We start from the raw sequence: 17,938 nt of genomic DNA, 5'->3' as shown, positions 1-17,938 counted from the left end.
ACAGGAGGAAAAAGATATGCTGATCACAATGAAGGCAATTTTAGAGCTGGCGGAAGTAAAAAACATAGCAATTGGGGCATTTAACATTACTTCCCTGGAAGGGATCCAGGCGGTGCTTGAAGCCTCGGAAGAATTAAACCAGCCGGTAATCCTGCAATTTGCCCCGGTACATGAGGCCATCATCCCCATGAAGGTCATAGGTCCTATTATGCTCATGATGGCAGAAAGAGCTTCCGTACCGGTAGCAGTGCATCTGGATCACGGCGATGATTTAAGCATACTGAAGAAGGCCCTGGATATGGGATTTACTTCAGTCATGTATGACGGCTCTGCCCTGTCCTTTGAGGAGAATGCAGCCAACACACGGATCGCAGTCGAGATGGCAGGGACATACGGGGCATCTGTGGAAGCGGAAATCGGCGCCATGGGAAGACAGGAATTCTCCAGTATAGGGGAGGGAGAAGAGGGAGAAGCAACGGAAGGCTGCTACACGGACCCGGAGCAGGCGGAGAGATTTGTAAAAACCACGGGAACCGATGCCCTGGCATGCTCCTTTGGAACGGTTCACGGACTTTACATTACGGAACCAAAGCTGGATTTTGACCGGATCAGTCAGATAAAAAACAGGATCGGACTTCCCATTGTCATGCATGGAGGCTCCGGTGTCAGTGACCAGGACTTCCGTAAGTGCATCAATAACGGCGTCCGCAAGATCAATTATTATACATACTTAGCGAAGGCAGGCGGAATGCATGTAAAAGAAAAGGCCATGGAGTCGGAAGGATATGTATATTATCATGATGTGACCTTATGGGGAATTGAAGCCATGAAGAAGGATGTGCTTCATACCATAAAAGTATTTTCCAATTTGAAATAAGGAGGTTTCCGATGAAACGTTCAGAAATTAACAAAGCATTAAGGGATATGGAAGAGATGGCTAAGGCATGCGGTTTTGCCCTTCCCCCATTTTGCCATTTTACGCCGGAAGAGTGGAAGAAAACAGGCCATGACTATGATGAGATCCGTGACAACATGCTGGGCTGGGATATTACGGATTTTGGAATGGGCGACTTTGATAAGGTGGGATTTTCTCTGATCACACTGCGAAACGGAAATGTGAACATGGAGAAATATACAAAGCCATATGCGGAAAAGCTGCTTTATATTAAGGAAGGGCAATCCGCAGCCATGCATTTTCACTGGACGAAAATGGAGGACATTATCAACCGGGGCGGAGGAAATGTGCTCATCCGTGTCTATGAGTCCACATCAGATGGGGAATTTGCGGATACGGATGTGACCGTTCACAGTGACGGGCGGGAATACAAGGTGGCTGCAGGGACCCAGGTAAAGCTGTGTCCGGGAGAAAGCATTACCATCTATCCGGGACTGTACCATGATTTTGAACTGGAGCCGGGAACCGGTCCTGTACTTTTGGGAGAGGTTTCCATGTGCAACGACGACAACGGGGATAACCGGTTTTACCTGCCTGCCGGGCGTTTCCCGGAAATTGAAGAGGATGAGCCTCCCTACCGTCTTCTTTGTAACGAATATCCGGCAGCGGAATAAGGCGTTGGAAAACCCGGATTCTCAAGAGAGCAGCATAAGAATGTTACATTTGTCATATAAAACTCATTACATTGTGCACATGTTTTAAAAATAAACTCATGATATGATAAAAATGTAGCAAATACAACAAACATATTGTGTACAAGGAGGAAGTAACATGAAAAAAAGCACAAAAAAATTAACGGCAATGTTGATTTGTGCAGCTCTTGCAGGAATCTCTCTGGCAGGGTGCAGCAATGGGGAGCCAGAGACGAAAGCGCCTGAGACTACGGCAGCTGCCACTACGGCAGCAGAGACAAAAGCAGCTGCAGAGACAAAGGCAGCGGTAAAATCCGAATCCGGCGTCAATATGGCTGATGCCAATGTGAAGAAAAAGGATTCTAGCAAACACTACAAATTCGGATATACCTGTATGGATGGTACAAACCCCTTTTTCGTTACCATTGAGAAGACCATGCGGGAAATGGTTGAGGCCCAGGGCGATGAGCTTATTTCTGTGGACCCTGCTAATGATGTAACCCTTCAGATCACTCAGGTGGAGGATTTGATTTCCCAGAGTATTGATGCCATGTTCATGAACCCGGCGGAAGCGGAAGGCATACTGCCGGCCCTGGATCAGTTAAAGACGGCAAATGTTCCCATCGTAGGTTTTGATACGGAAGTGGCTGATTTGTCTTATCTGATTTCCTACACAGGATCCGATAACTATAATGCCGGTTTCGTATGCGGCGAAGACCTGGTTAAGAAATGTCCGGAGGGCGGAGATATCATTGTTCTTGATTCCCCTACCATGAATTCTGTAACCGACAGAACCAACGGTTTCCTGGAAGCAATTAAAGGACATAACTTTAACATCGTAGCCCAGCAGGATGCAAAGGGCAACTTACAGGTTGCCATGGGCATAGCAGAAGACCTTCTCCAGGCACACGGCGATGTAGTTGCCATCTTCGGCGGCAACGATCCGACAGCACTTGGAGCTCTGGCAGCAGCGAATGCAGCAGGAATCAAGGACTGCAAGATCTACGGCGTAGACGGTTCTCCTGATATCAAGGCAGAGATGGCTTCCGGCGATTCCCTTATTGAAGGAAGCGGCGCACAGTCTCCGGTTAAGATCGCACAATCTGCAGTCAATATTATGTATTCCTATTTAAATGGTGATAAAGTAGATGACCGTTATCCGGTAGAAACCTTCCTGATCACATCTGATAATGTAAAGGATTTCGGAACAGACGGCTGGCAGTAAAAGAAATATGGAAAGTGCTGTAGGAGGGTGTCTCAAAACAGGAGAAACATTGGGTTTGGGACGCCCTCCGGGCGCTTTAAAACGGTAAATCCCAGAAGACAAAACAATCATTAGAACAGGCAGGTGAATTTATGAGCGAAAAGATTCTGCTTCAGATGAAAAATATCCATAAATCCTTTCCGGGAGTAAAGGCGCTTCTAGGAGTGGATTTAGAACTCCGTACCGGTGAAGTCCATGCGCTTCTTGGGGAGAACGGAGCCGGAAAGTCTACGCTGATAAAGGTTTTGGGCGGCATTTATATAGCGGAAGAGGGAGAGATTTTCATTGATGGCCAGAAGGTGATTATTGACGGGGTAAACACCTCCCATGAAAACGGTATCTCCATCATTCATCAGGAGCTGGTACTGGTACCTCATATGACCGTAGCGGAAAATATCTTTCTGGGACGGGAGCCGGGGAAGGGCGGCTGGATCAACCATGAAGCCATGGAAAAGGACGCCCAGGAATTACTTGATGACTATCATATGAACATTCATGCAGATGCACTCGTTAAGAATTTGACGATCGCCCAGCAGCAGATGGTGGAGATCGTAAAAGCGATCTCCTATCATTCAAAGATCCTGGTTATGGATGAACCGACCTCTTCTATTTCGGATAAAGAAGTGGAGTTCCTTTTTAAGACCATGCGGGCGCTGACAAAGAAAGGCGTAGGCATCATTTACATTTCCCACAAAATGGATGAACTGGAGCAGATCTGTGACAGGGTGACCGTATTGCGGGATGGTGCTTTTGTAGGAACGGAAGTTGTTAAGGATACGACGAGAGATAAGCTGATCGCCATGATGGTCGGCCGGGAGCTGACCAAGTACTATACCCGTGATTATCTGGAACCAGGCGAAGTAGTATTAAAATGTGAAAATATTGCAGACGGAAACATGGTAAAGGGAGCCAGCTTTGAGCTGCGCAAAGGAGAAATCATAGGATTTGCAGGACTTGTGGGGGCAGGGCGCAGTGAAGCCATAAAATGCATCTTCGGCCTTACCGCGGGTTCTACCGGAACGATATACGTGGAAGGCAGGGAAGTGAAAATCAAATCTCCCGTTGATGCCATGAAATACGGAATCGCTCTGGTGCCGGAGGACAGGAAGCAGGAGGGAATTTACAAGGTGCAGACCGTCCGCTTTAACTCTACCATTGAAGTGCTTAAATCCTTTATAAAAGGAATCTGGGTGGATTCAAAAAAGGAAGAAAAGATCACTCAGGAATATATCGATTTGATGGACACCAGAACTCCGTCTCAGGAGCAGTTAATGGGAAACTTGTCCGGCGGAAACCAACAGAAGGTCATGATCGGCAGATGGCTTGCCACTTCTCCTAAAATCCTGATTCTTGACGAACCTACCAGAGGCGTGGACGTTGGGGCAAAATCAGAAATCTACGGGATCATGAACGAGCTGGTAAAAGACGGCATGTCGATCATCATGATTTCCTCCGAGCTGCCGGAGATCTTAAACATGAGCGACCGGGTTTATGTCATGTGCGACGGCAGGATCACAGGCTGTTTCAGCCATGAGGAGAGCGTCACTCAGGAAGAGATCATGAAGCTGGCAGCAAAGTAGGAAAGAGGGGAAAATCAAATGACAACAAGACTTCAAAAAAATATAAAACAATACTTAAAAGACAATATCGGTATCATCGGGGCATTGCTGATCCTGTGTATTTTCTTATCCGTATTTCCAAAGACCAGCGGAGCCTTCCTGACACATAAGAATATGTTCAATGTGCTGAGACAGATTTCATCGAACTTATTCCTGGCATGCGGCATGACCATGGTCATCATTTTGGGAGGCATCGACCTTTCCGTCGGTTCTATCATCGCTTTGTCCGGCTGTGTGGCTGCCGGCTGTGTGGCCCGCTATAACCTTCCCATATTTGCTGCTGTCATCATTGGCATCCTCATCGGCATGGCAGTGGGCATGATGAATGGTGTGGTCATATCCAAAACCACGATTCCGCCGTTTATCGTGACTCTTGCTACCATGAACGTGGCAAAGGGTCTGGCATATGTCTATACCGGCGGTTCACCGGTGCGGGTGGTTACAAAGGAATGGCAGTTCCTCGGTGCCGGTTACATCGGAGGAGTTCCAACTCCAGTCATACTTCTGGTATTTGTCCTGATCATAACTGCGGTTATTATGAACAAGACAAAGCTGGGGCGCCATATCTACGCAGTGGGCGGCAACGCCCAGGCGGCGAAATTTTCCGGCATCAGCACAGCCAGGGTAAAGCTTCTGGTTCATACATATTCCGGTATTATGGCAGGTCTTGCCGGCGTGGTATTGGCCTCCCGCATGTACTCCGGGCAGCCGACTGCAGGTGACGGAGCGGAAATGGATGCCATTGCAGCAGTAGTGGTAGGAGGTACTTCCATGGCAGGCGGTTCCGGAAAGATCGGCGGAACCATTATCGGCGGCCTTATTATCGGTGTTCTGAACAACGGGCTGAATCTGATGAATGTCAATTCCTTCTGGCAATATGTAGTAAAAGGAATCGTCATACTCCTGGCTGTATTCATCGACTATTTAAGAAATAAAAAGAAGGATTGAAACCACATCCTTACAAGAAGCGTTTCCTTAACGGAGAGACGCTTTTTGTGATATCCACGAAAGCAATGAGCAGTGCGAAATAGGACAGGGAAAGATTTTTGTTTTGCCTGCACATAAGAAAATCTTTCCCTGTCCTATTTCATAGGGCGAATGCCCGTGAGCGAATGAATCCTCAGGATTCGTTCGCTGCACTGCGGATGTATGATATAATGAAAAAAACCGCATTTGAGGAGTGAAACACATGAAGATGAGGACAGGACGATTCATTCTGATCATAGCAATATTGGCAATATTGGCCCTTTTGCCCGGATGCAGAAGAAATGAGATAGATCCCAGACAACACGAGGCCCTCCTTTTTGGGGCGACCTATATGACAAGGAACAACCCTTATTTTGACGTCTTGAACCAGGGAATCGAAGAAGTGGTTGTAGCCAACGGAGATATTCTTCTCACCAGGGACCCCCTACAGGACCAGGAAAAACAGAATGAGCAGATTTTGGAATTGATTCATGAGGGAATCTGTATGCTGTTTTTAAATCCTGTGGACTGGGAGGCTGTTACCCCTGCTCTTGACGCTTGCAAAGAAGCAGGAGTTGCCGTCATCAATGTGGATACCGCGGTAAAGGACCGGGATTCTGTCATATCCATCATAGAAACGGATAATTATCAGGCAGGGCAGATTTGCGCCCTGGATATGATGAAGAGGAAGAAATCCGCCAATATAATAATCCTGGACAACCCCATACAAATGTCCATCACCTACCGTTCCCAGGGATTTACCGATGCAATTGCAGGCAATGACAATTACCGGGTGGTATACCGTCATGCAGCTGCCGGGGAAATTGAGGTGTCTTCCAAAGTGATGGAGGAAATTTTGCGTAAAAACATTGATTTTGATGTCATCCTGGGCGGCAACGATCCAACGGCCCTGGGAGCTCTCGCGGCTTTGCAGCAGGCAAAGCGGGAGGAAGGAATCCTGATCTACGGGATCGACGGTTCCCCTGATTTTAAATCGATCCTGGATATGGGCTATGTAACCGGAACCAGCGCCCAAAGCCCTAAGTCCATCGGCAGGGTAGCGGCGGAAACTGCTTACCGGTATCTGGCAGGAGAACCGGTGGAAAAATACATAAGCCTGCCCACCACATTAATTACAAAGGACAATCTTGATAATTACGAAATTGACGGTTGGCAGTAGGTAGAAGAGATGGAAGCAGAAAAAATTAACAGCCGGATCGGCCTCCTTCAGGTGGGGATTCTGGCCTTAAACATGATATCGGTCATGGGGATCAGCATATTTATTTACCGGACTATTGAAAAAATCCGCAGGGCGTACGCCGCAAGGGAATTCTTAAACGGGATCCAGGCGATCGTATGGTATCCTTATGCAAAAATCTGGCTCTGTGCCTTTCTTTTAGGACTGCTGACCTTAAGCATGGTGATTCGCGACCGTTTGTTTCCCAATAACAGCAAGGTCATCCTTACCAGCCTGGTTACAGAATTCATCATTTGCTTTATGATCATCATTCTTTTAAATTTTAACTATAACGGAATCCTGCTTCTGGTGTTTTCCAATGTCATCATGTATGTGAAGAACGGGAAATCCAGATATATCCTGGCTGCCGTTGCCATCGGAAGCTTTATATTGGCTGACTATGAGCTTTTATCCATTTCCTACCGTCTGTATTCCATACAGGATTACATCTCTTATTACAGCGCATCGGTGCAGCAGTACCTTTTAAGTGCATACAACATTTTAATATCCTTAAATGTCATTGTGTTTGTTGTATACTGTGTTAATATCATCAACGAACAGCAGGGAAACTTAGATGAGATTCACGGACTCAATGAAAAACTTCAGGAGGTCAATGAGCAGCTTCAAAAGTATTCCCTTATGGCTGAAAAAATGGCTGAAACAAGGGAGAGGAACCGTCTGGCCAGGGAAATACATGATACTCTGGGCCATACTCTGACCGGGATCGCAGCAGGGATCGATGCCTGTCTTGCCATCATCGGGACTTCCCCGGAGCAAACAAAGAAGCAGCTGGAGCTGATCTCCAAGGTCACCAGAGACGGGATAAAGGATATCCGCCGTTCGGTGAGCGAATTAAGGCCGGATGCCTTGGAGCGTTTCAGCCTGGAATATGCGATTAACAAAATGGTTACGGATATTAATGCAGTCTCAGAAACCAGGATCTATTTTGATTGCAGGGTCCAGAACCTAAAGTTTGATGAAGATGAGGAAAATGCCATCTACCGTGTGGTTCAGGAAGGGATCACCAATGCCATGCGCCACGGACATGCCAGGGAGATCTGGATCACCATGAAAAGAGAAAATCAGGACATCCTGATTCAGATTAAGGACAATGGGATCGGCTGTAAGGAAATGAAAAACGGTTTCGGAACAAAGCACATGAAAGAGCGGATCCGAATGTTAAGCGGAGTTGTGACGTTTGACGGAAGCGATGGGTTCATCGTCAATGCAAGAATACCGATTCGGAGGGGAGAGACTTATGATTAAAGTATTGATTGCGGATGATCAGGAATTGATTCGTCAGAGCCTGCAGATCGTATTAAACAGCAGGCAGGACATGACGGTGACCGATGTGGCCGCAGACGGCCAGGAGGTGATCCGGTGCGTGAGGAAGAACGTGCCGGATGTGATTTTAATGGATGTGCGGATGCCAAAGATGGACGGAGTGCAGTGCACAAAGATCATTAAGGAAAGCTATCCCCAGATCAAGATCATTATACTGACCACCTTTGATGATGACGAATACGTGTATAACGCGTTAAAATACGGGGCTAGCGGGTACATGCTGAAAGGGGTTTCCATGGATGAGCTGGTAGGAGCCATTACAACGGTTTACAATGGCTGGGCAATGATCAATCCGGATATTGCAACAAAAGTACTGCGTTTCTTTTCTCAGATGGCCCAGGCGGATGATACCATTTCTGTCCGGGAGAAAAATATGGATGAACTGACCAGAACGGAATGGAAGATCATTGCCCAGGTGGAGAAGGGGGCCAGCAATAAGGAAATAGCAAAGGCCTTGAACCTTTCTGAGGGAACTGTCCGCAATTACTTGAGTACGATTTTAAACAAGCTGGATTTAAGGGACCGCACCCAGCTGGCGATCTGGGCTGTCCAGACCAATGTAAGGAAGCGGATAGAAACTTAATATATAAATAGAAGAACAAAGGGGAAACAGGAATGGGGAAGTGGAGAAAGCGCCTTTGCATGAGTGCCTTCATAGGGGTGCTGACTGCAGCGGCCTTGATTTACCGCGATCAGCATAGGGAAACAGTTCTGGAATTCGGCATGTTTACAGGGAGCAACTGGGATGTGGCCAGTGCCAACAGCTTTAAGATCATAGACAAAGCGGTGAAACGCTTTGAGGAATCTCACCCCAATGTGAAGATCCATTATTACAGCGGAATCGCGAAAGAGGATTATTCGGAATGGTGCGCCCGCAAGCTTTTGGAAGGGGAGATGCCGGATGTGTTCATGGTTCTGGATTCGGACTTTGACAAGTTCACTTCGCTGGGAGTTATGAAGGATTTAGACGAGCTGATGACAGGAGATAATACCTTTCATAAAGAGGATTTTTTTACCACGGCCTTGAATACGGGGCAACGCAATGGACGTCAGTATGCTCTTCCCTATGAAATAGTACCAACTCTCATGTTTGTAAATAAATCTCTGCTGGCAAAGGAGAAGATCCAGATGCCGAGGGAGGACTGGACCTGGGAGGATATGTACGAAATATGCAGGAAGGTGACAAAAGATACGGATAAGGACGGACTTTTGGATCAGTTCGGCACTTATAATTACAGCTGGCGGGATGCGTTTTACACCAGCGGAGGAAAACTGTATGACGAAAACCAGGATCAGATTTCCTTTACCGACAGCCGGGTCCTGGACGCAATCAAATATATCAAACGGCTGAATGACCTAAACCAGGGACAGAGCGTTACCCAGGAAGATTTTAATGAAGGAAGGGTTGCGTTCATGCCACTGACCTTTGCGGAATACCGTACCTATAAGACCTATCCTTACCGGATCAAAAAGTACACCAGGTTTCAGTGGGACTGTATCACGTTCCCGGCGGGAAGGGAAGGAAAAAACATATCGAAGGTAGATGCACTATTGATGGGGATCAACAGCAAGACAAAGCATGAAAGACTGGCATGGGAATTTTTGAAACAGCTGACCTGTAGTCCGGAAATGCAGATGGATGTATACTTATATTCCCAGGGAGTTCCAGCCTTAAAGAGTGTAGCTTCCTCTAAAGAAGGGGCAAATATCATACAGGAGGACATGGATGAGGGAGAACAGGTAATCAGCAGTACCCTGCTGTATAATGTCATTGAGGATGGTATCATTGAGTCTAAGCTATTGCAGTACCAGCAGATCATGAATCTGGCCGATGGGGAGGTATCCAAGATTCTGCAGGAAAATAAAAATGTTGACAGCAGTATGAAAATTTTTCAGAGGACGGTCAGTAAATATTTGCAGCAGCAGAAATAAATTGGTATGGTGCGACCCGGTTACTCCGCTATAGATGTAGAGTATATCCTCAAAAAAAGTACGTCAAGGCTTAAATGTACGCACTGAAGCCTCAAATGGTCATTTGGATAATCTCACTTATCACATTCATTTATCTCATTTACTTTCAAAACACAAATTCATGGCATTAAAAACCGTGCTCATGGCATTGATATCCTGCGCGTAGGTTGGTCTGAAAAATCATTCTTGATTACTCATCAGACTTGGAGAACCACAATAATCGTGAATGGTATCAGCAAATAAAAGATTTGTTCACTTAGAGAAAGGATGTATATTATGCCAAAGCAATTATTAAGAGATGTAAATATTTTCCCTACTTTTGAAGTTATCCATGAAGCATTGGGGGAAGCCTCCGTATCATATGAACAGTTTCTGTACAGGCTGTCAGTGTCTTTTCCCGAAATGTCACTTGACTGGCGGTATTACAAGGATGGAAAGGCATGGCTTTGCAAAGGCAGCAAACGGAAAAAGACTATATTTTGGCTTTCTGTTTGGGAAGGCTTTTTCAAGTTATCTTTTTTCTTCACTGAGAAGACATGCTCTGGCGTAATGGATTTGGAGATCGCAGAAGAATTAAAAATGCAGTTGCAAAATGCCGCCATGGTCGGAAAACTCATACCACTTATTTGTGATATGAGCGAAGAGTATCAGTTGGAGGACTTATTTACCGTAATGAAATATAAAGCTGCTTTGAAATAATGTATTTCCGCTTGACGACTGTCCAATTTACTTCTTCATTGGGTGTCTGCTAAATTGCATCCTCTTTTTTCTATTCATACCTTACATGGTAAGGATAAATGCCATAATGCCGTTGGCTCCATGTCAAATTAAGTTGAAAATTATTTTTGATGGAAAGGTTGATTTTTATATTTACATCCTTGATTTCCTGGTTTATAATGACAGATATAATTTTTTTCTAAAGTACTTGTCTTTTATTCTAATTCATTATTTTATCATTTTCAAATATCAAATAAATCATTTTAAAATCCCATATCATATAATATCTGATTTCCAAGTCATCATCGCTGTATTCCATTCTTGCAACCAAATACCTGAAATGTTATAATTCTTATAACCCGTACCCACGGATATATGTAATGAGCCGGCTTTTAGTATTGATCTGCTTTGCGGCAATATCATTATGAATTTATGTGTGTACAGGTTATACAGTATCTGACGTGCAAAAACAAAAATACAAGCTTCGTTGTGACCTCACAGGTGATGTTCTGCGGAATCCATTTTTCAGCAGGATATCATAAATAATGCCTCCTGTTGTTGATATAGAATTTTAAGAACAATAAGAGGAGGTTTTACAAGTGGAGGAAAGTCTCATAAGAGAATTATATGCAGCCGGCATAAATGCAGAGTATGATGAACATGCGAAAAAACTATTGGCTCAGAAGATTATACTGGCTCACATTCTTGTAAGCACGGTTTCTGAATTTGCAGAAATGGAGCCTGAACATGTTGTTCCTCTTATTGAAGGGGTACCGGAAGTATCAATGGTTCCCGTAAATCCAGGAGAAACAAACTCTCTGAAAGAAAAGTTGAGCAATGGAGAAAAGGGAGTTATGCCTGCTATCTCCGGGATTAACACAGAGAGCCAGATTCCTTATGAAGGCAGGGTTAATTATGATGTTCATTTCTTTGTCTGGGCCCCGGGAAAAAGGGGAAAGATGAAGATGATACTGGATGTTGAGGCTCAGAAAAATTTTTATCCAGGTTACCCAATTGTCACTAGAGGAGTTTTCTATACGTCCCGTATGATTTCAGCTCAGCTGGATACAGAATTTAAAATTCCTAATTATGAAGATATTAAAAAGGTGTACTCCATTTGGATTTGCATGAACTCGTCAGAAAGAGTCGGCAACACCATTACGGAGTTTGGAATGAATAAGAGAGAGATTGTAGGAAAGTCTGGTGATATGGGAAGGTATGATCTGCTCTGCGTTATAATCGTGGGTCTGCCGAAGGAACTTGCAGGGGAAAACGACGGATCAAAGCTGCATAGACTCTTAGGAACTTTATTTTCCTCCCGTTTATCAGCAAAAGAAAAAGGGAAGATTTTATCAGAAGAATTTAATATACCAATGGAACCTGATTTGGAAAGGAGGATCAATATTATGTGTAATTTAAGCGAAGCGATTGTGGATGAAGCGATTGAAAGGGGCTGGAAAGAAGGACTGGAAAAGGGGATAGAGCAAGGGATAGAGCAAGGAATAGAAAAGGGACTGGAGCAAGGTATGGAAAAGGGACTTGAAAAAGGACTAGAACAGGGAATGGAGCTATTAATTGCCAATTTTCTACATAATGATAATCATATAAACCTGGCGGTTAAAATGTTGGGAGTGCCGGAAAAAATGGTGCTCTCTGTTGCTCTAAGAGAAGGAATTAAGGTTGTGAGCTAAATACTTTAAGGAAGATTTATGAAGACGGTTGATTAGACGTAGTATGACAGGAGGAAAATCATTGAATGATTTTCCTCCTGTCTGTCTGTTCCTGCAGTGCAGCATCTTCAGTAGTTACTTTTCAAAATGCTTTCTCCACAATATGCCCGAAGATGTCAGGCCTAGAAGTGCCGAGATGATAAGAAATCCGTAAATTATGATATCATCGGACATATCATCACCGGTCTTTGGAAGGCCAACCGGATGGAGCTTTCCATTTGAACCAACTATATAGCCAAGAGGTACTTCGCCATAAACATCATATAGCTCTTGGGGGGTCATCTCTTCCCTGGGCTTTACGTCGGTCGTTGGTATGCCAGGTTCGGTAGGCTCGGTTGGATCTGGCTTAGTTGGATCCGGCTGTTTGGGCTTTACGGAAGGTGTTTTTCCGCCACCTCCACCTCCACCGCCTGAGCTGGTGGGTTTGCGGTATGTGTTGGTAAATGCAGCAATTGATGTTTCAAGTGTACGGATAATACTTGAGTCTCCTGTTTGTGCGGCAGTGTATCTTTCAGAGGAATAGTTGGCTTCTGTCACCTGATATTTGGTTCCGTCAGGTAATCCGGTGATGGTGATGCTTTCCCCGTCGGCAAGTGATATCTTATCACCGCTTTTGATGGTTCCGTCAGAAACTCCCTTTCCCATATAGGAATAGGTACCGCTTGCGTTAAAGGTTACTGTGAAATCAAACTTCTTTTTGGTATCAGCACCGCTTCCTGCAACTGTCTTGCTGATGGTCAGGCTACCGGGCAAAATCTTCGTGTTGATGAAGGCAGCTACATGTTCCTCATCTGTCATGATGGTACCGGTTGAGCCTGTAGATGCGGTAGAATATCCGTTTGCGGAATAATCTTTTTCGATTACCGTATAGTCCGTGTCTTTTGGAAGTCCGGTTATGGTGGCGCTTTGCCCGTCAGCGATAGAAATTGTACCGCCGCTCTTAATGTGTTTCGCCAGAGAATCTCCTGTAATGGTGTAGCCATAGGAGCTGTCATCTGGTGTACCGTCCGGTTTTGTGAAGGTAACAGTGAACTCAAACGGACCGGTTTCGTTGCTGTTTCCTGCAACAGTTTTTTTGATAATCAGACTACCAGGAAGATATTTGGTGTTTACGAAGGCTGCTGTCTGCACTTTGTCGGTTTCAATTTTACCGGACGAACCAGTGGAGGCAGAGGAGTATCCGCTTGCTGAATAATCTTTTTCAGTTACCGTATAGGACGTATCCATTGGAAGTCCGGTTATGACGGCGCTTTGCCCGTCAGAGATAGAAAGTGTACCGCCGTTCTTGATTTGTTTCGTTATAGCATCTCCTGATATGGTGTAGTCATAGGAGTTGTCGTCAGAGGTACCGTCCGGTTTTGAGAAGGTAACAGTGAATTCAAATGGACCGGTCTCATTGGTGTTTCCAGCAACCGTTTTGTTGATGACCAGGCTACCGGGCAGATATTTTGTGTTGGTAAACTCAGCTGTCTGTGTCTTATTAATTTCGATAGTACCATGCTCACCTGAAAAGGTAGTCTGATAACCATCGCCGGTGTAATCCGATTCAGTTACCAGATAGGTGGTATCCTTCGGAAGTCCGGTTATTGTGATGCTTTCATTATGCTTAAGCTGAACCGTTCCAAGACCGTCTGTGATAATAAGCTGGCCGTTTTCTTTATTACCGGAGCCTATATAGTTGTAAGTGCCGTCTATATTTAGGCCGGTAAGCCTAATGGTGAAATTAAAATCTTTGTTGATATCACCTGCATTGCCATCAACCATCTTGCGTATGGATAGATTGCCAACTGTGTCTGGCTGGTAGTTTATAACTGTTAGAACCTCACCCGCTGTTTTTCCTGCTACCGTAGTAATGGTTTTATTATTTGAATCCTTTGCAACGGTCACAATATAAATCATATTGTCTGATTCATAGGTGTCAGGAACCGTTGTTTCCTTTAAATAGTAGGTAAACGCAGGATCGCCAAAAGCTTTTGGCGCAGGAATCGGGTTGATTCTCAATGTTCCATCCGGTCGCATGATGCTGGTCAAAACAGGGTTTTGAAGTGCTTTATCTGTGTATAATGTAAACACAGCGCCGTTTATGATCTGACTCTGAGTATTAACCTTACGGATGTCAAGGTAACCATTGCGCATCAAGGTCGCGCTGGCATGAGAACTATCGACTTGATAAGAGGCATTGGTGCCGATACCATCGATTGAACTGCCAGACACGGAGACCTGATTCTTTAAACTGGTTCCGACATTACCGGTTACCTCGGTCGTATAAACGATCAGATATAACTTGCCGTCGGTAGGGGTAAAGGTCAATACGCGCGAATCTTTATCATACGAGATTCTGTCCTGCAGCTGCTCCGTGGTTAACACATTTCCTCCTGAAGTTGGAAATGCTCCATTTATCATCTGATCATACTCTGTGATATGGAAAGCGGTAAGATTCAGGGAGCCGTTCCGTTCAAAAGGAAGTTCAAGTCCTACGGGTATTTTATCCGTGATTTTTATATTTTTCAAATCCGGTAAATCATAGGGATTAAATTTAATTGTCCACTCCAGTGGTTCTTTGCCCGTATTTACATTTTTAATCAGGAATTGCGTTGATACTTGGACCGATGTTGTTGTTTCTGGATTCCATTTGTTATCACCTTCAGCAGTCATCTTGACCGTGTTTGTCGCAGTTTGATATGGATCGGTTCTTCCATTTGTATATGATGCCTCCAGATATTTTAAATACTGGTCGTCAGAGAGCTGTGCCTTTACTAAAATGTAGTAAGCTTTATCCAGTTTTTTGAACACAAATGTTGCATTTTGGCCGGAAATATTAGTGCTTTCTATAATCTCCGTATCATCCGTAACCGGAGTATCGCTGCTTGTATAAAGCTGATATTTCACATCAGAACCAATGTCAACAAACGACCAGCCAATGGGTAATGTATCTGTCACTGTCACCTTGCCCAGTTTTCCGTTTTCAATGTCTGCACCAGTCAGGTCAAAGCCATCCTTATTAATGTTTAAGCGGAATACTGCGGTCTTATCCAGTGAATTAAATCCATTTCCGCTATCGCCTACAGTCTTTGTTCCGGCTTTCAGTACCTGCTTGCTTAAAACGCTGCTGTTGTAAGTGGTTCCGGCATTTCCGTCATCTAAATGTACGGTTCCATAATACAGGGAAGCAGTATTGCTGACATATTTGCCTGTATTTGCGGCAAAGATGTTCGGATCGAGAACCTGTGATTTGAAATTATAAGTGTATGCCTTGTCAGTATTGAACCCACTGACCACAAGAAGGTCACCGACGCGTGTAGAACTTACCGTAACTGGTTGGATGGTAAAATTCAGACCATTCTTAGTCCAGTTTTCATTCTCGGTCCCACTTTCATTAACAACTTTCTGACCATACTTTGGTGCAAGCTTTTTGTATTCCTCGCCAACCAAAGTATTAAGGTTTGTGCTGTCCAGGTTTACAGAGTTACCGTAAATCAAAAGGTCGTATACTTTAAGGTTTGAAGGGTCTTGAAAGCCTGATTGATTTTTCAGGTCAACGGTTGCTTTCCATTCAATTTGGCGCAAGGGGTAATTCGTTGATACATAACCTTTTGTAAGGCTGTCAATACCAATGCCTACATCGGCGCTATCCGAAAAGGTTCCACTTGGTTTACCGGTCCAAGTCAGTGTCGCGGTGTTTCGATAGGTTTTCACTGTCCCTACATATGCATCATTTGCGACATCACATACGATCGTCAGCCGAACTTTCTTGCTGGTAGTTCCTGTCAGTGTATACTGTCCGCTCCCGGGTTCCGTTGTGTAGGTTGGTACATTAGTCAGCCCATCGCCGGCAGTGAGTTCTGCCCATGTATCTGCCGTTGATTCATATTCCCATTTCGCTGACTTCCAGCTTAATCCTGCAGGGCTGGTGGGAAGATTATCAGTAATGGTCAAGTCCTGTAAGGGTATCTGATCTTGATTAACGGTGATAGCCCATGTAATCGTGCGGTCATTGGGGTTATATGTACCTTCACTCAGCCCGTCTCCTGGCTTACCCTCTTTTTTTATCAGATTTTTTCTTTGAATGGTTATTGGAACAGTATTTGTATTTACCAGCGTATCTTTTCCGAACTTTGCAGTATTATTGATTGTACCGCCATTGATCAGCATCTCCGCAGGAATCATCGTGCGAAAGGTGATGATCTGTTCTCCTTTCACATCTCCAAATTCATAGGATAACAGATTACTGGCATCAGGAATGACCTTAGGATTTGGTTCACTGCCATTGATCATAAACGAATCTTCCACATACGCACCAACATTCGTCAGATGATCCTGGAATTTATAACCAAGTAAAGAAATGTCGCTGCCCTTCTTTGCGTTTACTTTGACAGTCCATTCAATTTGTGTCTTGTCATCGGAAAGCCGGCCGGTTTTGCTCTGGGTCTGTGTGATTGGAATCTCCGGTGCCTTGACAGTAAACTCCTTTCCTAAAATGTAAACATTGTTTTTTGGGTTTTCTTCCGTTACGTCGGAGCCGGTGTATTTCATGGTGGCACCGAATTCACAGTTGACATTTGATATGCCCGGATCCTTAAGTGCCTCTCCATTAAAGTCGATTCTTACCTGACTATTCTCGAACGTAAGAGTCCCTACCTTTTCTCCGTTAAACGATAAATTAAGTGTAGGGGAACCTACGATTGTTATGTTGTCATCCAGCTTCAGTATTGCAAAGTCTCCATAGCTAACGTACTGGTCTGGATCGCTTATGCCATCTCCCTCAACCGGTACATCAAAGGAACCTTCTGCTGTAAAATTCTGTCCAGCAATGATTTCTGTGACAGATGAACCATTCTGCTTGATTGATATGGTTAAATTACCAAGTAATTCTGTTACATCCTTAGGTACCATATCCATAAATTCCGGCTGAAGACTAACTATGCCGGAAGGCGTGGAAGCGTTGGAATCTGTGGCTGTGGTTGGTTCATTTACCTGGCCTTCATCCAATTCTTCTGGTTCATCCGGGGGATTGGTTTTTTCCTCTTCCCCGGAAGAATCCGGCTTATGCGCCTGACTACCGGTAGCGACATTGTCATGGTTACTGATCTCGATCACACTGTCAGAACTGTCATTCAGTGTATCCAGTCCTCCGGCCCAAACATTGTTGAGCGGCGAAAACACGTTCAGTACCATCATTAGTACCAACAGCCAGCTTACCAGCCGTCTTTGTTTTCTTATTTTCAATCTCATTCCTCCTTTTAGTACTGCCTTTGATTTAATTTCAGGCATATGCCTGAGAATTGCGGCTTTGTATTTGTAGTAATTCTTCCGCTGATTCGAATTTAGCGCAAAGAATCCTACGAAGATTATATAAAGCTGCCTTACTTGACGCTTGAAAGTTTTTAAAAAAAGTTACGGGAAAATAGACAAGAATGAAAAAATAAGTAACAATATTTTCCAAAATAGGAAAAGAAGGATAAAAGGTTACACTGAAATAGACAAAAGAGAAAAATCATGTTAC

The 17,938-nt window shown here is 44.5% G+C and carries 12 protein-coding genes; 11 read left to right on the top strand and 1 reads right to left on the bottom strand.

Features of this window, described 5'->3' with window-relative positions:
• The first annotated feature begins 16 nt into the window (after positions 1–16).
• The 11 genes from BMX69_RS13300 (at position 17) to BMX69_RS13245 (ending at position 12,396) form a co-directional block, all read left to right on the top strand.
• Positions 17–877, top strand: a complete 861-nt coding sequence (locus BMX69_RS13300; RefSeq protein WP_100042601.1) for a class II fructose-bisphosphate aldolase — start codon at positions 17–19, stop codon at positions 875–877.
• Between the two features lie 11 nt (positions 878–888).
• Positions 889–1,569 (top strand): D-lyxose/D-mannose family sugar isomerase, encoded by a 681-nt coding sequence (locus tag BMX69_RS13295; protein WP_054790333.1) that lies wholly within the window; start codon positions 889–891, stop codon positions 1,567–1,569.
• Positions 1,570–1,726: 157 nt separating this feature from the next.
• Complete coding sequence (locus BMX69_RS13290) at positions 1,727–2,812, top strand: sugar ABC transporter substrate-binding protein (protein WP_100042600.1); 1,086 nt, start codon at positions 1,727–1,729, stop codon at positions 2,810–2,812.
• A gap of 131 nt (positions 2,813–2,943) precedes the next feature.
• A complete protein-coding gene (locus BMX69_RS13285; protein WP_100042599.1) occupies positions 2,944–4,431 on the top strand; it encodes a sugar ABC transporter ATP-binding protein in 1,488 nt (495 codons plus the stop codon).
• A gap of 18 nt (positions 4,432–4,449) precedes the next feature.
• Positions 4,450–5,418 (top strand): ABC transporter permease, encoded by a 969-nt coding sequence (locus BMX69_RS13280; RefSeq protein WP_100042598.1) that lies wholly within the window; start codon positions 4,450–4,452, stop codon positions 5,416–5,418.
• A gap of 247 nt (positions 5,419–5,665) precedes the next feature.
• Complete coding sequence (locus tag BMX69_RS13275; protein ID WP_408610344.1) at positions 5,666–6,616, top strand: sugar ABC transporter substrate-binding protein; 951 nt, start codon at positions 5,666–5,668, stop codon at positions 6,614–6,616.
• Between the two features lie 9 nt (positions 6,617–6,625).
• Complete coding sequence (locus tag BMX69_RS13270; protein ID WP_100042597.1) at positions 6,626–7,939, top strand: sensor histidine kinase; 1,314 nt, start codon at positions 6,626–6,628, stop codon at positions 7,937–7,939.
• On the top strand, positions 7,932–8,600 hold the full coding sequence (locus BMX69_RS13265) for a response regulator transcription factor (RefSeq protein WP_100042596.1): 669 nt from the start codon (positions 7,932–7,934) through the stop codon (positions 8,598–8,600). Before BMX69_RS13270 ends, BMX69_RS13265 begins: the two co-directional genes overlap by 8 nt.
• A 59-nt stretch (positions 8,601–8,659) precedes the next feature.
• The gene (locus BMX69_RS13260) at positions 8,660–9,949 is read left to right on the top strand and encodes an ABC transporter substrate-binding protein (protein WP_408610343.1); all 1,290 of its coding nucleotides are present in this window, start codon (positions 8,660–8,662) and stop codon (positions 9,947–9,949) included.
• 315 nt (positions 9,950–10,264) lie between these two features.
• On the top strand, positions 10,265–10,687 hold the full coding sequence (locus BMX69_RS13255; protein ID WP_197678650.1) for a DUF3788 family protein: 423 nt from the start codon (positions 10,265–10,267) through the stop codon (positions 10,685–10,687).
• A gap of 617 nt (positions 10,688–11,304) precedes the next feature.
• Positions 11,305–12,396, top strand: a complete 1,092-nt coding sequence (locus BMX69_RS13245) for a FliH/SctL family protein (RefSeq protein WP_100042593.1) — start codon at positions 11,305–11,307, stop codon at positions 12,394–12,396.
• A gap of 114 nt (positions 12,397–12,510) precedes the next feature.
• Here BMX69_RS13245 and BMX69_RS13240 read toward each other — a convergent pair whose 3' ends face one another.
• Positions 12,511–17,661, bottom strand: coding sequence for a DUF7601 domain-containing protein (locus BMX69_RS13240; protein ID WP_100042592.1), 5,151 nt, complete (start codon positions 17,659–17,661; stop codon positions 12,511–12,513).
• Positions 17,662–17,938: the final 277 nt, after the last annotated feature.

The organism is Lacrimispora sphenoides JCM 1415 (genome assembly GCF_900105615.1).
GTDB classification, from domain to species: Bacteria; Bacillota; Clostridia; order Lachnospirales; family Lachnospiraceae; genus Lacrimispora; species Lacrimispora sphenoides.
Note: the sequence above shows the minus strand (reverse complement) of the source record. Positions and strands in the feature narration are given on the sequence as shown.

Bases quoted from the DNA above. Each gene is read 5' to 3' on its own strand.
- BMX69_RS13275 (WP_408610344.1), top strand. From the start codon at position 5,666: ATGAGGACAGGACGATTCATTCTGATCATAGCAATATTGGCAATATTG.
- BMX69_RS13280 (WP_100042598.1), top strand. From the start codon at position 4,450: ATGACAACAAGACTTCAAAAAAATATAAAACAATACTTAAAAGACAAT.
- BMX69_RS13285 (WP_100042599.1), top strand. From the start codon at position 2,944: ATGAGCGAAAAGATTCTGCTTCAGATGAAAAATATCCATAAATCCTTT.
- BMX69_RS13290 (WP_100042600.1), top strand. From the start codon at position 1,727: ATGAAAAAAAGCACAAAAAAATTAACGGCAATGTTGATTTGTGCAGCT.
- BMX69_RS13255 (WP_197678650.1), top strand. From the start codon at position 10,265: ATGCCAAAGCAATTATTAAGAGATGTAAATATTTTCCCTACTTTTGAA.
- BMX69_RS13270 (WP_100042597.1), top strand. From the start codon at position 6,626: ATGGAAGCAGAAAAAATTAACAGCCGGATCGGCCTCCTTCAGGTGGGG.
- BMX69_RS13260 (WP_408610343.1), top strand. From the start codon at position 8,660: ATGAGTGCCTTCATAGGGGTGCTGACTGCAGCGGCCTTGATTTACCGC.
- BMX69_RS13295 (WP_054790333.1), top strand. From the start codon at position 889: ATGAAACGTTCAGAAATTAACAAAGCATTAAGGGATATGGAAGAGATG.
- BMX69_RS13300 (WP_100042601.1), top strand. From the start codon at position 17: ATGCTGATCACAATGAAGGCAATTTTAGAGCTGGCGGAAGTAAAAAAC.
- BMX69_RS13265 (WP_100042596.1), top strand. From the start codon at position 7,932: ATGATTAAAGTATTGATTGCGGATGATCAGGAATTGATTCGTCAGAGC.